Source organism: Dehalococcoidia bacterium, assembly GCA_035574915.1.
In the GTDB taxonomy this organism is placed as follows: domain Bacteria; phylum Chloroflexota; class Dehalococcoidia; order DSTF01; family WHTK01; genus DATLYJ01.
On record DATLYJ010000009.1, the window covers coordinates 13460 to 27716 of the forward strand.

At 68.6% G+C, this 14257-nt stretch carries 13 protein-coding genes; 7 read left to right on the forward strand and 6 right to left on the reverse strand.

Annotated features, from left to right (window positions below; genetic code table 11):
- Window positions 1–208: 208 nt before the first annotated feature.
- From VNN10_00900 to VNN10_00910, 3 genes are read left to right on the forward strand one after another with little or no spacing between them, the layout of a single operon-like run.
- Window positions 209–400 carry a PLD nuclease N-terminal domain-containing protein gene (locus VNN10_00900; GenBank protein ID HXH20554.1) on the forward strand — a complete coding sequence of 64 codons (192 nt, stop codon included), beginning with the start codon at window positions 209–211 and terminating at the stop codon, window positions 398–400.
- Complete coding sequence (locus VNN10_00905; GenBank protein HXH20555.1) at window positions 397–1275, forward strand: ABC transporter ATP-binding protein; 879 nt, start codon at window positions 397–399, stop codon at window positions 1273–1275. The genes VNN10_00900 and VNN10_00905 overlap by 4 nt, the downstream gene beginning before the upstream one ends.
- Window positions 1272–2021 carry a hypothetical protein gene (locus tag VNN10_00910; protein HXH20556.1) on the forward strand — a complete coding sequence of 250 codons (750 nt, stop codon included), beginning with the start codon at window positions 1272–1274 and terminating at the stop codon, window positions 2019–2021. Before VNN10_00905 ends, VNN10_00910 begins: the two co-directional genes overlap by 4 nt.
- A gap of 154 nt (window positions 2022–2175) precedes the next feature.
- Here the strand turns inward: VNN10_00910 and VNN10_00915 are convergent, their stop codons facing one another.
- The 5 genes from VNN10_00915 to VNN10_00935 all read right to left on the reverse strand — a co-directional run bounded on the left by VNN10_00915 (window position 2176) and on the right by VNN10_00935 (window position 6976).
- Entirely contained in the window at window positions 2176–3381 is a 1206-nt protein-coding gene (locus VNN10_00915) for an acyl-CoA dehydrogenase family protein (protein ID HXH20557.1), read from the reverse strand.
- Between the two features lie 715 nt (window positions 3382–4096).
- A complete protein-coding gene (locus VNN10_00920; GenBank protein HXH20558.1) occupies window positions 4097–4723 on the reverse strand; it encodes a cytidylate kinase-like family protein in 627 nt (208 codons plus the stop codon).
- 226 nt (window positions 4724–4949) lie between these two features.
- Window positions 4950–5213, reverse strand: coding sequence for a DUF6295 family protein (locus VNN10_00925; GenBank protein ID HXH20559.1), 264 nt, complete (start codon window positions 5211–5213; stop codon window positions 4950–4952).
- Window positions 5214–5340: 127 nt separating this feature from the next.
- Complete coding sequence (locus tag VNN10_00930) at window positions 5341–6090, reverse strand: dienelactone hydrolase family protein (protein HXH20560.1); 750 nt, start codon at window positions 6088–6090, stop codon at window positions 5341–5343.
- A gap of 130 nt (window positions 6091–6220) precedes the next feature.
- Entirely contained in the window at window positions 6221–6976 is a 756-nt protein-coding gene (locus VNN10_00935; GenBank protein ID HXH20561.1) for an HAD family hydrolase, read from the reverse strand.
- 545 nt (window positions 6977–7521) lie between these two features.
- On the opposite strand from VNN10_00935, the gene VNN10_00940 reads away from it, so the two are divergent.
- From VNN10_00940 to VNN10_00950, 3 genes are all read left to right on the forward strand, one after another.
- Window positions 7522–8172, forward strand: coding sequence for a TlpA disulfide reductase family protein (locus VNN10_00940; protein HXH20562.1), 651 nt, complete (start codon window positions 7522–7524; stop codon window positions 8170–8172).
- A gap of 99 nt (window positions 8173–8271) precedes the next feature.
- A complete protein-coding gene (locus tag VNN10_00945) occupies window positions 8272–8910 on the forward strand; it encodes a cytidylate kinase-like family protein (protein HXH20563.1) in 639 nt (212 codons plus the stop codon).
- A 184-nt stretch (window positions 8911–9094) separates the two neighbouring features.
- Window positions 9095–9508, forward strand: coding sequence for a DUF302 domain-containing protein (locus VNN10_00950; GenBank protein HXH20564.1), 414 nt, complete (start codon window positions 9095–9097; stop codon window positions 9506–9508).
- A gap of 59 nt (window positions 9509–9567) precedes the next feature.
- Here VNN10_00950 and VNN10_00955 read toward each other — a convergent pair whose 3' ends face one another.
- Window positions 9568–10662 carry a hypothetical protein gene (locus tag VNN10_00955; protein HXH20565.1) on the reverse strand — a complete coding sequence of 365 codons (1095 nt, stop codon included), beginning with the start codon at window positions 10660–10662 and terminating at the stop codon, window positions 9568–9570.
- A gap of 304 nt (window positions 10663–10966) precedes the next feature.
- On the opposite strand from VNN10_00955, the gene VNN10_00960 reads away from it, so the two are divergent.
- Window positions 10967–14257, forward strand: coding sequence for a hypothetical protein (locus tag VNN10_00960; GenBank protein HXH20566.1), 3291 nt, complete (start codon window positions 10967–10969; stop codon window positions 14255–14257).

Genomic DNA, 14257 nt, shown 5'->3' on the forward strand with positions numbered 1-14257 from the left:
GCCGCTAAGCCCGTCACTACTTCCACGGTGGCGCCGGCGGCCCGCTCCTGACAAGGGCTGGATGGCGCTCCAGATGGGCCAAGAGTCGCTCAGCGCCTCGTCATCCGCACCAATAACCTCGCGCCCTTGGAGTCGGCCCACTCAGAGCACTCAACTTGCGCCCTCCGGGCCCGATCCTGAACATGAGACGCCCTATGCTGGAGGCGCAATGGACACGGGCACGGTCGCCGCGCTGGCGCCAATACTGGTCCTGCTCCTGGCGCTGCAGGTCTACTGCCTGTACGACCTGACGAAGTCGAACGTGCGCTACCTGCCGAAGTGGGCCTGGGCGGTCGTGCTCTTGCTTGGCGGCGTGCTGGCCCAGTTGGCGTACCTCGCCGCAGGCCGCGAGCACACGTGATCATCGAGACGCGCGGCCTGACCAAGGTCTATGACGGACGCCCCGCTCTCGACGGGGTCGACCTGGCGGTGCCGCGCGGCGGCGTTTACGGGCTCGTAGGTCCCAACGGCTCCGGCAAGACGACGCTCCTCGCCCTGCTCGCGGGGCTGCGGAGGCCGACCGCTGGCGAGATCCGCCTCGGCACCGACCGGTCGCGCATCGCCGTACTGCCAGACACGCCGCAATTCGAGCCGTGGCTGACGGCGCGCGAGGTAGTCGACCTCGCCCGTAACCTCACGGCGCCGGACATACCGGCAGCGCGGGTCGAAGAGGTGCTGGCGGAAAGCGGGCTGTCGGACGCCATCGACCGCCGCGTAGGCGGGTTCTCGCGCGGGATGCTGCAGCGCCTCGGGCTGGCGGCGACGGTCGTCGGCGACCCCGAGGTGCTGCTGCTGGACGAACCCTGTTCGGCGCTCGACCCGGGCGGACGGCGCGAGGTGCTCGACCTGGTGAAGCGCATTGGGTCGCGCGGGACGGTGCTTTTCTCGAGCCACATCCTCTCGGACGTCCAGCAGGTGAGCGACACCGTCGGGGTGCTGCGCGAGGGTCGGCTCCTGTACCAGGGGCCGCTCGAGGATCTGCTGGTCGGCAGCGCCGTGCCCGGCTACGTCGTGCGCGTGCGGGGCGACGCCACCGCGGTGGCGGCACGACTGCGGCGAGAGGAGTGGGTCACCGGGGTCGAGGAGCAGGGCAGCGACCTGCGGGTGCGCGTGCGCTCATTGGCGGAAGCCGAGAGCCGCCTGGTGGCCGCGCTGGCCGGGGCGGGCGCCCGCGTAGTAAGCCTTGCGCCCGAAGCTCCGGACCTCGAGGACGTGTTCCTGGAGCTGATGCGATGACCTTGTGGCGGCTGGAATGGCTGCGCCTGGTCCGCACGCGGCGCTGGCTGTCGCTCGCCGGCGTGCTCGTCTTCTTCGGCTTCGTTTCGCCCCTCAGCGTGCGCTACGCGGAGGACCTGCTGACCAGCCTGGGTCCTTCCGAGGTGCAGATCATCCTGCCGGAGCCGACGGCCTTCGAGTCCATGCGCCAGTTCGTGGGCAACGTGCAGCAGTTGGGTACGCTCACCGTAGTGCTGGTCTCGAGCGCGGCGCTGGCGCTCGACGGGCGGCCGGAGCTTGCCGTCTTCCTGCGCTCGCGCGTGCGGTCCGCGAGAGACCTCGTGCTGCCGCGCTTCGCCGTGAACGCGGCGGTCGCGGCACTTGCCTTCGCTGGCGGCGGCTTCGCGGCCTGGTACGAGACGGAGGTGCTCCTGGGGTCGCTGCCTGCGGGGAAGACGCTGGCGGCGATCGCCATGGGCTGCGTCTTCCAGGTCTTCGTGGTCGCGACCGTAGCGTTTGCGGCCGGCCTGGGGCGCAGCTTCCTGCAGACGGCCATCCTGGCGGTCGGGCTACTGCTCTCGTTGCCGCTCCTGGGTCTGGTCGGCGCCATCGCTCCCTGGCTGCCCTCCGAGCTGTCGACGTTCCTCGCGGACCTCGAGCAGCCGCGCGCCTTCGCGGACTACGGCCGTCCTCTCGCAGTCACGCTGGCGTGCATCGCGGCCTTCCTCGTGTTGGCGGTGCGGCGGCTGGAGACGCGGGAGCTGTGACGACGGCCTTGGTCCTGCGCCCCTCGGCCGCGGCATCCCGGGCGGGGGAGGCGGCTCCGCGGGCCATGCCCACAGGCCCTGGTCCCGCGAGAAAGAGAGAGGGCCGGTGGTCCCCCGGCCCTCTGGCTGGTCGCTGGCGGCTGACAGCTTCCCTCTAGTCCCTCGGCAGGCCCAGGCCGCGCTGGGCGATGATGTTGCGCTGGATCTCGCTCGTGCCGCCGGCGATGGTGGCCGAGACGGATCCGAGGTAGCCGCGGGAGAAGGCCCCGTTGCGCGGCGAGTAAGGGCCGCCCATGAGCGTCCCGTAGAGGCCGATGAGCTTCATCTCCGTGCGGGCTACCCGCTGGGAGAGCTCCGTCGAGTACATCTTGCCCATCGAGGCCTCGTGGTTGGGGATCATGCCCCGGTTCTGCATGTCGGCGACGCGGAACGACAGCATCAGGGCCACCTGGGCTTCGACCATACGGTCCGCGAGCTCCAGGCGCACGAGCGGGTTGCGTTTGAGCATGCTCGTGCCCTCGGCGAGGGCGTCGTTCGCCCAGGCGACGAGGTCGCGCACGTGGTGCTTCGTGCCCACGTTCTGGCCGATCGAGGAGCGCTCGAAGTCGAGGGTCGTCGTGTTGACGTACCAGCCGCGGTCGACCTCGCCGACGACGTTCTTCGCCGGGACGCGGACATTGTCGAAGAAGACCTGGTTGAAGCCCTGCTGGCCGGTCATCTGCGTCAGCGGCGAGACGGTGATGCCCGGGGTCTTCATGTCGAGGATGAAGAAGGTGATGCCGCGGTGTTTGGGGGCGTCAGGATTGGTCCTGGCCAGGAGGATGCCCTTCTGGGCCGTCTGGGCGCCCGAGGTCCAGATCTTCTGGCCGTTGATCACGAATTCGTCGCCGTCGCGGACGGCGCGGGTCTGGAGCGATGCCAGGTCGGAGCCAGCCCCTGGTTCGGACCAGAGCTGGCACCACTGCACCTCCCCGGAGAGGATGCCGGGCAGGTTTTCGCGCTGCTGCTCCTCGGTGCCGTGGACGATGATCGTCGGCCCGGCCATGCCGATGCCGATGCCGCCACTGCCCGGGGGCACGCGGGCCTCCGCCAGCTCCATGTTGAAAATGAACTGCTCCATGTGGGTCATGCCGGCGCCGCCGTACTCTTTCGGCCAGGCCGGGGCGATCCAGCCGCGCGCCGCCAGCCGCTGGCGCCAGGTCCTCATTGCGTCGGCAAACTCGGGGGCGCCGAAGGCGCCCATGCCGCCGCCCATGCGGCGGTTGATGCCCTTCAGCGGCTCCGGGCACTCGTTCTCGATGAACTGGCGCACTTCCTGGCGGAACTTTGCCTGTTCGGGCGTGTCAGCGAATACGGGCATGGCCTCGCCTCCCAACTCTTACGCGCACGTAAAGGTGGATCGATCTTAGTGGGGCGCGGGAAATAGTCAAGCACAAACCGGCCTGGAGGGAGCAAGTGCCCCGAGAAGTCTGCGCATCTGCCGAAGTAATGCACTGATTTCGGGCTAGGTTGAAGGCTGCTGTGGCCGGCATTCAGATTCGGCCGCATATGGCGGCAGGCGGGGGCTGGCGGCAAGGCACGGCGGGAGGGCAGGACAGGCCGGCCGGATGCGGGTCACTACGGAGTCCGCGCGCGCATCGAAAAGCTGGTCGAGGAGCTTTTTTCGTAACCATTCGCTGGACTGCGACCGCGTTACTTGCTGGATGGGCAGGTGGCTGACGGGGTCGTACGACCAGCCCCGCACTCCCCGTAAACGCGATCTCGGAAGCGGCTGCCTCACAGACCAGGCCCGCTGCGACCTCGAGGCAAATGCGCGGACGCATCAATCCAAAGGCGTATCGCGGATAACCTGCACCAGCTCTGGCGGCTGGGCCGGGCAGCAGGGCACCCTGGCGCGAAAGTCGAGGTAGCCAAGCTTACGAGGCCTCACTCAGCCCTCCACTAACCGCGTTTGTCTTGAGGCATCGCGGGATGCGCGACGGCGGGACATGCTGGAGCGCCCGGCGAGACGCAAGGTGCCAACCACATGTACCTCGCCGCGGGTCCCCGGCGGATGGACAACGCCGCCCGGCGCTTCAGGCGGCTCCGGCGGCCGCGACTATGATGGCGGCGGCCTCCGCGGACGTGAGCACGTCCGTGTTGAGGACGATGTCGTAGTGGCTCGGGCCCTCCTCCCTGAGGCCGTAGAACCGGCGCAGGAAGTCGGCGCGGGACTTGTCGGAGTCGGCGACGGCCTTCTCGGCCGCTCGCTGCTCGAGCTTCGCTTCAGCCGCGAGGCGCTGGGCGCGGACCGCGGGCGATGCGGTCACGAAGACACGGAGGACGCCGGGCATGCCCGCGAGGTGAATGCCGCCGCCGTGAGCCATGATGAGGACGCGGCCTGCCTGCGCGGTCTCGCGTATGACCTCGGTGATGAAGGCCTGGTAAGCCTCCGAACTGGCCTGGGGGGCGAGCAAGGCCGGGTTCCACTCCGCGAGCTCGGGAGAGGGGGCGGTGGCCATGGCCTCCAGCATGCGCAGCATGAGCGGCCGCCTCTGCTCCGCCCGCTCCACCGCTTCCGGTGAGACGCCAGCTTTTTCGGCTGCCCGCAGGACGATCTCGTCGTCGACATAGCGATAGCCAAGTCCCCCGGCGGCGGCATGCGCGACCTCCTCGCCCCGGGCGCCGAGCGAGCGTGCAACTGTTACGACCGTGTAGGGCATGGAGGGCTCCTCCTCGACTGGTCCGGCTGTGGGAGACGAAGGTCTGTGGATACTATCCGACTTTGTGCGCCGTGGGGAGCCTGAGGCAGCCCGCGCAATCGATCAGCACCGTTAGCCAGGCAGGCCGGGCTTGGCGCTGTGGCGTCCGGCATGCCACTCAGCTGACAGACGTGGAGAAGGCCCGCCGGAGCGCCGAGCCGGCGGCTCCGGCACCCGGTAACGGGACCTAGAGGGCGTGCTCGCGGCGGCCGGCTTCGAGCGCGGCCTGGATCTTCTCGATCAGGGCAAGGGCGGACTCCGCGGTCAGTTCGACTGCGACCCGCACGGGGGCGCCCTCGCGCTGGTTCACGAAGTCAATGTTCAGGGTGTGGTCGTAGGGCGCGGCCTGGGGGTGGTCGTAGTAGACGTTCGCGGTGTCGACGGTGACCCAGCCTTTCGGCCCCTTGGCCGCGCCGGCGATGGGAGTGGTCTCGGTGATATAGGTGCACATCGGCAATTCCTCGGACGGTCGTGATGGTGGTCGGTGGCTAGAAAGGGCTAGCGGAGAGTGGTGATGGTGGTCGTTCGGCCGGAGGCTCCTGCCGAGCGCCACTCCCCATCCTCTGCCTTCAGCCCTCCTATTTCAGGTACTTCTCGTAGAAGGCGAAGACCTTCTTCCAGCCGTCGACGGCCTGCTCCGGCCGGTAGCCGGCGCGGTCCGTGGCGAAGAAGCCGTGGCCGGCGCCGTCGTAGCGGTAGAACTCGTAGGTCTTGCCGTGCTTCTTCAACTCCTCCTCGGTCTTGTTGACCTGCTCTACGTCCGGGTTGCGGTCTTCGTTGCCGAAAATGCCCAGCAAGGGCACGCGGATCTTGGCCGTGTAGTCGATGGGCGCCACGGGGCGGTTCGGCGTCAGCTGCGCGGGGTCGGATACGATGACGCCGCCACCCCAGCAGTCGACCGCGGCGTCGATGCTCTCGACGAGGGCGGCGGCGATATAGGCGTGCCTGCCCCCGGAGCAGAAGCCGATGCAGCCGACTTTGCCGTTCGAGGTGGGCAGGGACTTGAGATACCTGGCGGCGGCATCGATATCGCCCATGACCTGGGCATCGGGCAGGCCGCCCATGGCGCGGACCATGGCTGCCATGTCGCCGGGCTCAGGCCCGCCGCCGGCGCGGTGGTAGAGATGGGGCGAGATGGCATCGTAGCCGGCGCGCGCCAGCTTGAGGCAGACCTCGGTCGTCCACTCGTCCCAGCCGGGGGCGTGATGGATGACGACGACACCGGGACGCCGGCCGGAGCCGGCTGGCCTGGCGTAGTAGGCTTCGATTTCGTCGCCGTTGTGGCCCTTGATGGTGATGGTTTCGGCACTTAGCGCAGGGTGAGGCACGGTGGAGCTCCTTCGTAGGTCAGTCCATTCGCGTCCGGAAGACGGCGGGGGTGCGGGAAATATATCAGATCGTCGGGCCGCCGGAACCTGGCGCTTCAGCTGGTCAGCACGGCTGCGCTCGGCGAGTGCGTCAGGCGAGCCAGCGCTTGAGGACGCCTGGTAGCTCGGATAAGTGGGCGATGACTGCGTCGGGCGCGACCCTGGCGCCGCCGGGGTCTTCGCGGCGGTACTGGTGCGTAAGGACGGTGCGCATGCCGAGGCGGGCGGGGCCCTCGACGTCGGCGTCGAGGCGGTCGCCGACGAAGACCGCTTCCGCACCCGCGACGCCGAGGGCTTCCAGGGCTTCCTCGTAGATACGCGGGTGGGGTTTGCGGACGCCGAGCTCGCAGGACGAGAGCGTGAGCTCGCAGTGCGCGCCCAGGCCGCGTTCCTCCAGGATGCGGTTGAGCACGCCCGCGCCCATGAAGGCATTGGAGACGCAGGCAAGGCGCAGGCCGAGTCCGCGCAGGGCCTCCAGCGCCTCGGGCATGCCTGGCTCGGGCTCGAGCGTCTTCGCCGTGTAGACGCTGGTCTCGAGGACTGCATCGGTGAAGGACGCAAGCACGTCGTGCGGCGGGTCGAGGCCGAGCTTGAGCAAGGCATCTCGGACGAAGTCGGTGGTCGGAGGCTGGTGGACCAGCGTAACGTCGGCCTTCCAGCGGTCCTCCCACTCCGCAAAGTAGCCTTCGACGGCCTCGATGAGCTCCTCCATTGAAGGAGCGTCGCCGTAGTGGCGGACAAGGTACTCGCGGCCGCGGCCGTAGCAATAGGCAAGGGCCCCGGGGTCCTCGGCCGGCGATCTCCAGAGGGTGGAGCCGATGTCGAAGAAGACAGCTTTGAGCGCCATGTCAGGACTTCAGCAGGTCAGCATGTCAGCCGTTGTGTCCCCGGCTGGCCAGCGCCGGCGGTCCGGCCGCCGGTCCGACCTTCGACTCAGCATGTGGTCATCGGGCCGCTGACGTCAAACCAACGCCTGCCAGGCCAGGATGGGGCCGAGGTCTCCCGCCGGCCCGGCGCCGCGCCGGCCGCTCATTTCACACACGTTTTACAGGGCTGTAGGCGCGCCGTAATGGATGCCGCGTGGGCCGGCCATACGCTGGAAGCGCGCCCGGAGGCACCCGCCCGCCTCGCCCGGGCGGGCGTCACGCGGCTCCGCCAGGGCCGCGGGGAGCGGGCCGGGAAGGAGGCAGTAAAATGGTGAAGCGGCCAGGGCTGAGCTTTCGAATTCGCGCTTGCCCGCGCTGTCGTGGCGATGCTTACCTGGAGCCGGCTGGCGATGACCCCGAGTGGCGCTGTCTGCAGTGCGGGCGTAGCGTGCCCGCGCCCGGGCGCGACGCCACGCGCGTGGGTCAAGCCGCCGGGGCCAGCGCGAGGCCGTAGGAGCCCGCGGAGATGACCCGGGGCGTCCCGGGGACGCGAGCCACGCTGCTCCGGCTCGGCGCGGGCGCCGCCATTGTCGGCCTGGCGCTGCTGGCACTGTGGCAGGCAGGCCTCCTCTTCGACACGAGCGATGGGGGCGATGCTGCCGACGCCGCCCTGGAGCCGGCGGATGCCTCCGTGCGGACGCCCGCCGTTTCGGGCTACGAGGTAGGGCTGCGGCCGGGGAACCTGGCGCCGGACTTCGAATTCTCGGACTTCGAGGGAAGGCGGCAGCGCCTCTCCGACTACCGCGGCCGGCCCGTGGCCCTGAACTTCTGGGCCAGCTGGTGCGGCCCCTGCAAGGCCGAAATGCCTGCGCTGGAAGCGGCGGTCCGCCGCTATGAGGCTCGCGGGCTGGCGGTCATCGGCATGAACAACGGCGAGTCGCTGAAGACCGCGCAGCGCTTCCTGAATGAAGTGAAGGTCGAACTCTCGGCCTTCGGCTACGACCCGCAGCAGGCGGTGGTGCGGCGCTACGCCATCGACGGGATGCCCACGACTTACTTCATCGACGCCAACGGCGTGATCACGCGCGTCGTCACCGGCACCCTGAACGAACGCATCCTCCAGTCCGCTATCGAGGAAGCGATCATCGGCTGGGGCCGCGTGCAGGCGCGGCCCTAGGGAAGCGCAGAGGACTAGGACCCCGGGCCCCCGCTCTCTCTTTGTGCTCGTCCTGCCGCAGGTCTATGCTGCCCTCGATCCGTGGGCGCGGAGGGGCCGATGACGGCGGGGGTTGTTACGTTCTCTAACCAGATAGGCGCCAACGGCGGCGCGATCGCCCGGGCGGTGGCGGAGAAGCTGCGTTACCGTTACTACGACTGGGAGATCCTATCGCAGGCGGCAGCCGAAGCGGGCGTGTCCCCGGAAGTGGTGGCTGTGGCCGCAGCAGAGCGCGCGCCGACGTTCATCGAGCGGATGATGCGCCGCCTTGCCTCGGCCTCGGAGACCGAGGACGCGCAGCCGGCGGCGCCGGGCCAGCGGCAATCGATCCTCACCTCGGACGACTACCGCCAGTTCATCGAGCATGTGGTGCGCGAGTTGGCGGACCGCGGGGACGCCGTGATCGTTGGCCACGCCGGCCAGGCGATACTACGCGACCGCGCGGGCGTGCTGCGCGTGCTCCTCACGGGCACGGTCGAGCGGCGCGCCGAACGCCTGGCGGCGGCCCAGGGCGTCCCGGCCGAGCAGGCGCGCGAGACGGTCCAGCAGTCCGACAGACAGCGGCGCGACTTCTTCCGCCGCGCTTACCAGATGGACTGGCTGGACGCGAGCCACTACCACGTCTGCCTCAACACCGACCGCCTGAGCGTCGACCTCGCGCGGGACATGATCGTCGCCTGCGCGCGCGAGATCCCGTAGGGAAGGCCCGATCCGCGGCAGAGACAGCCGGGGCAGAACCCGTCCCGGGTCGGGAGGCCGGTGCTCTTGCTTCGGTCGCTACTTCACGGGTCCCGCTTCCTGCCTCCCAACACCTGTTGGCCGCTGCCGAATGGCCCTGCCGGTCCCCGGCCGCGCGCCCTAACCTCGAAGGTGGAGGAAGGCCGTGGAAAAGAAGAAGTATGGGCTGTTCGTCCGCACTGAGCGCGATTACGAGGACGCCCTGGAGGCGACGAAGGCGGCGCTCAGGGCCGAGGGCTTCGGCGTGCTGACGGAGATCGACGTGAAGGAGACGCTGAAGCAAAAGCTGGGGGCGGACTTCCGGCGCTACGACATCATCGGGGCCTGCAACCCTCCGCTGGCGTATCAGGCCCTGAGCAAGGAGCGCGACATCGGCCTCCTGCTGCCCTGCAACGTTATCGTCTACGAGGACGATGCCGGAGGCAGCGTGGTGGCGGCGCTGGACCCCCGGGACATGATGGCGATGACGGACAATCCCGGCCTGCGCGAAGTCGCCGAAGAAGCTCGCGCGAAGCTCGAAAGGGCGCTGCTGACGGTCGCGTCCGCCCCGGCGACCTAGGGCTCGGAATGCCCCGAGCTTCGCAGCTCTCAGCTGCGCAGCTTTGGAGGCCCGCCTCCTCAAGGCGGGGGGCGGTCGCGGTAGGTGCGCCAGATGAGCCAGGCGGGCTTGGCGCGGTTGTCGGCCGTGTAGAGGCCGCTGGTCGCCAGGGGCGCGAAGGCAGGGAGAGGATCGTCCTGGACGTCGCGGCCAAGGTACCAGACCACCAGCGTCGACCCGAGCGCCTCCGCTTCCGCCAGGGCGCGGCGCAGGAAAGCGGCCTGGTCTCCCTCGAGGTTGCCGCCTTCGGGCGAGGGCCCGGAAGTCCAGCCTATGGAGGCCAGGATCAGGGGCTTCTGAAAGCGCGTCTTCAACTGAGCGTAGTAGCCTTCGGGCAGGGCGTTGATGCGTCCGAAGGCGAAGCCAGGGAAGGAACTAACGGCGACGGCATCGATCTTCGGCTCGAAGCGTGGCACCAGCGCCCACGCCGGCTGTGAGGCCTGCCCGAACTGCAGGAGCGCCTGAAGGTTCTCGTACTGGAAGGTGGGAAAGACCAGGGTGTCGGGCGAAACGTCCTTGACGGCGTCGTAGGCCTCGAAGTAGAGGCTCTGGAAGCTGCGGAAGGCGGCGTCGCCGCGGCGGTTGAAGAACATGTCGACCTCGACGCCGAGGGCCATGTAGGCCGGGCGATAGTTCAGGGCAAGGTATTTGGCGTAAGACACGAAGGCGGAGCGCACACGCCCGTCGGTGAAGTCGCGGCCACGGAGGTCGTCTGGGAGAGCGGCCAGGCGGCCGCGGTCGGCCGGGTCTGTGGGGTCGATCGCCAGGAAGAGCTGGAGGCGGTTCGCCCGGGCCAGCTCGCGTTCCAGCCTGGTGAGTCGCTCGGTGCGATCGGAGATCGTGCCGCCGGGGATGAACTCCTCCCAGGGCGGGACCCGCTGCACGAGGATCACTTCGCCGGCGGAGGCCGCGAACTCGAAGGCCTGGCGGTAGGAGGCGTCGGACGGGCGCTGGGGCACGGAGCTGACGCCCATTAGGAAGGGCCGGGGCTCGCCTTGATTGCGTGAGGGGCCCGCCTCACGAGGCTCGCGCTCGCCGCCGCAGGCAACGGCGGCGAGCAACAGAGCTGCGACGCAAACAATCGCGAGCCGGCTGGCGTGCGGCTTGTTCGGCACCGTTGGCGAAATTGTAGGGCAGCGCGCTTGCCGCGCAGTCCCGCTGGCTGCCGGGTCGCTCGGGACAGGATGCCTTCCGGCCAGTGACATAGGCCGTGATGCCTGAAAACGAACGGTTACCGAGGGTCGATAACGCTTGCTTTGCGGCAGATCGGCTCGCCCCCACCGCCGCCTTCCCCCTAGAATGAACGCACGGCACACTCGCGGGTTCACCCATGCCTGCCGGAAGGCTGGCGGGCCCGCCATGCCGAACGCTCCAGGACAAGACTGTCTCTCCTTAACGGGGACGGGCCGGGGGTAAGGTTTGGATCTGATCCGCCAGGTCGAAGAGAAGCTTGCGGGCTACTCGCCCTCGCTCCCGGAGGCCTTCCACGACGCCCTCGACAAGCTCCAGCCCGTCCTCTCCGAGGCCGAGCTCACCGACTGGCTCCAGGAAGCCCTCGACCTCGCCCAGCACTCCCTCCGCTCCTGGGAAGCTGCCGCCGACTTCTTCCGCGTCAGCCCGATGTTGCGGCCGAACATGGACGAGCCCACTTTCAAGCAGTGGGTGCGCTCCGGCAAGGAGCTCGCCGAGCTGTCCTCCGCCATCGCCGGCGCCTACTTCCGCGCCTCCCCGACCGCTCTGCCACACCTGGCCGGCATCCAGATCGCGGAGTGGGCCGCGTTGGGGCAGCGCCTTTACAAGGGCACCTGGAAGTCAATCTCCCTGGCCTCCGACTTCTTCGCCGGCTGTCCCGTGCTCTTCCACAGCCTCTCCCTGTCGGAGACAGGCCGGCTCGTCCGCATCATCGAAAGCATCTCCGAGCGCTCCGCCGAGCTCGCCGCCGCCTGCCTGGAGTCATCGATCGCGGCCTTCGGCCAGATGGACCGCGCCGACCGCCACGCCTTCCTCGACTTCGCCGCCGCGGTCGCCGACGCCTCCTGGCCGGAGAGCAACCTCTACTTTCAAAAGGGCACCGAGCTCATCCGCCACATCGCCCCCGACGAGCGCAGCCGCTACCTCGATCTCGCTGCCCGGGTAGCCCGCCGCATCGGCCGGCAGGCCTACACCCTTTTCGCCGAAGGCGCCACCGCCCTGCGCGAGGTCGACGAGCACTACCACGGCCGCCTCATCGACCTCGCGGACCGCCTTGTGCCTCTCTCGCCCGTGGCCGCCATGTCCTTTCTCAAGGCCGCCCCCGAGGTCATGGTCCGGCTCCGCATCGACGAAATGGAGGACTACCACGCGGCCGGCCTGGAGATCCTGCGCGAGAGCTTCGAGGGCGGTGAGGCCTACTTCCGCCTCGAGTCCGGCAAGGCGGAACAGGTCATCCAGTCCCTCTCCGCCCGCATCGACCTCGACCACGTCGCCGAGCTCCTCCGCCTCTACTCGAAGGCCCTCACCGGCACCAACATCAGCATCCATCCGGTCGCCGCCCTCGAGGAGAAGGGCATCGGCTGGGTTGCCGAACGCGGCGCCAGTACCGAGGGCACCTCGATTTACCTCCCCGAGTTCGTGGAGGAGTTCGCGACCAAGGCCGAGAACTTCGCCGTCTACAAGGTCTTCGCCACCCACCAGGCTGCCCACCTCGAGTTTGGCAGCTTCACCTTCAACTACGCCCGCCCCGGCGCCCTCTTCAAGCGCCAGCGACACCTGGTCGAGCGCGCCCGCCGTCGTGAGGGCGCGATCAAGAAGCGCCAGTGGCTGACGGACATGGAGCGCTTCTTCGACCTCTTCCCCCAGCGCCAGGTGGGCTCCGACCTCTTTACCATCGTCGAGGATGTCCGCGTGGACTCCTACGTCATGCGCGAGTACAGCGGCATCCGCCAGGCCGCCAGCCGCGTCCAGAAAGGCGAGCTCGACCGCCGCCCCGACATCCGCCAGCTTCCGCTGAAAGAGGCCTTCATCGAGAACCTCGTCCGCGCCTCCCTGGTCCAGCCGCGTCCGGGAGGCGGCCGCAACGCCGGCCAGGCGGGCGACGGACCCGCAGACCAGCCCCTGTTCCAGTTCCCCCGACCCCTCATGCCCCTCCTCTCCCAGGGCATCGCCGTCCTCGACCGCATCCGCGAGGCCGGGGCCATGGTCGAAGACTCCGCCGAGGCGACCCTGCTCCTCTACGACATCGTCGAGATGATCCCCAACATCCCGCCCGAGGCCCTTCAGGACCTCGACTGGGACACCCTCTCGGCCGAGGACCTCGAGATGATGCGCGTCGCTGCCGGCGAGGCCGGCACCCAGGGGTCCGAGGCCCTCGACTCTCTCCAGGGCGAAGAGATGGAGTACTCCAGCCCGGAGCAGGTCGACTTCCGCGGCGACTTCAAGCCGGAGCTGGTCCAACTCCTCATGCGCCTGCGCCTGAACCAGGGCGGGGAGCAGCAAGGCGCGGAGGGCATGTCGCCGCTCACGCCGGAGCAGCTGAAGGAACTCCTTGAGAAGTCCGTCGAGATCAACATCACCGGCATGGCCGAAGGCGACCTCGCCTCCACGATCGGCCTCTTCCTTACCAACCTCGAGAAAGAGGCCGGCACGCCGATCTCGGACACCAGGTACGAGTCTGACCGCCAGGGCGCGCCCTCGGAGGAGGAGCCCGAGGCCCCTGAGTTGCCCCACGAAGTCCGCACCTACTACTACGACGAGTGGGACTTCCGCGCCGCCGACTACAAGCCCCGCTGGTGCGCCGTGCGCGAGCGCGTCCTCGAGGAAGGCACCGAGGAGTTCTACGAAAAGACCCTGCGGGAGCATTCATCGCTGGTCGCCGAGACCCAGCGCCAGTTCGAGCTCCTGCGCCCGGAGATCTTCCGCAAGATCAAGCGCCTCGAAGACGGCGAAGACATCGACATGGACGCCGCCATCGACTTCATCGTCAACAAGAAGGCGGGCCACGGCGAAGTCCCGAAGATCTACTGGCGCCGCAACAAGATCGAGCGCGATGTCGCCGTCGCCTTCCTCCTCGACATGTCCGCCTCAACGGACGAGGAGATCGAAAAGCGCAAGCGCAAGGAAGACGAAGACGACTTCGACGATGACCCGCGCAAGTACTTCGCCTGGCTCGCCCAGCGCCGCACGCAGCAGCTCATGGACCCGCCCAAGCGCATCATCGACCTCGAGAAGGAGAGCCTGGTGCTCTTGATCAAGGCCCTCGAGGCTATCGGCGACCGCTACGGGATCTACGGCTTCTCCGGTTACGGGCGCGACAACGTCGAGTACTACGTCATCAAGGACCTGGAGGAGACCTTCGGCGAGCACGTCCGCAAGCGCGTGGACAAGGTCACGCCAATCCGCTCGACGCGCATGGGGCCCGCCATCCGCCACACCACCGCGAAGCTGCTCGAGTCAGACGCGAAGGTGAAGATCCTCTTCCTCGTGTCGGACGGCCGTCCCCAGGACCACGGCTACGGCCGCGACCGCACCGAGAAGGAATACGCGATCCACGACACGCACAAGGCGCTGGTGGAGGCGAAGCACAAGGGCATCATCCCCTTCGCCCTCACCGTCGACAAGGAAGGCCACGACTACCTCGGCCAGATGTGCGGCGACATCGGCTACGAGATCCTCGGCGACATCGAGATCCTCCCCAGCCGCCTGCCGACGCTGTACCGCAAGCTAACGGAGTAG

What these genes read in the sequence shown, in the direction of transcription:
- VNN10_00925 (HXH20559.1), bottom strand. Translation starts at nt 5,213, where the DNA reads ATGTGCACCTATATCACCGAGACCACTCCCATCGCCGGCGCGGCCAAG.
- VNN10_00935 (HXH20561.1), bottom strand. Translation starts at nt 6,976, where the DNA reads ATGGCGCTCAAAGCTGTCTTCTTCGACATCGGCTCCACCCTCTGGAGA.
- VNN10_00940 (HXH20562.1), top strand. Translation starts at nt 7,522, where the DNA reads ATGACCCGGGGCGTCCCGGGGACGCGAGCCACGCTGCTCCGGCTCGGC.
- VNN10_00910 (HXH20556.1), top strand. Translation starts at nt 1,272, where the DNA reads ATGACCTTGTGGCGGCTGGAATGGCTGCGCCTGGTCCGCACGCGGCGC.
- VNN10_00945 (HXH20563.1), top strand. Translation starts at nt 8,272, where the DNA reads ATGACGGCGGGGGTTGTTACGTTCTCTAACCAGATAGGCGCCAACGGC.
- VNN10_00915 (HXH20557.1), bottom strand. Translation starts at nt 3,381, where the DNA reads ATGCCCGTATTCGCTGACACGCCCGAACAGGCAAAGTTCCGCCAGGAA.
- VNN10_00920 (HXH20558.1), bottom strand. Translation starts at nt 4,723, where the DNA reads ATGCCCTACACGGTCGTAACAGTTGCACGCTCGCTCGGCGCCCGGGGC.
- VNN10_00900 (HXH20554.1), top strand. Translation starts at nt 209, where the DNA reads ATGGACACGGGCACGGTCGCCGCGCTGGCGCCAATACTGGTCCTGCTC.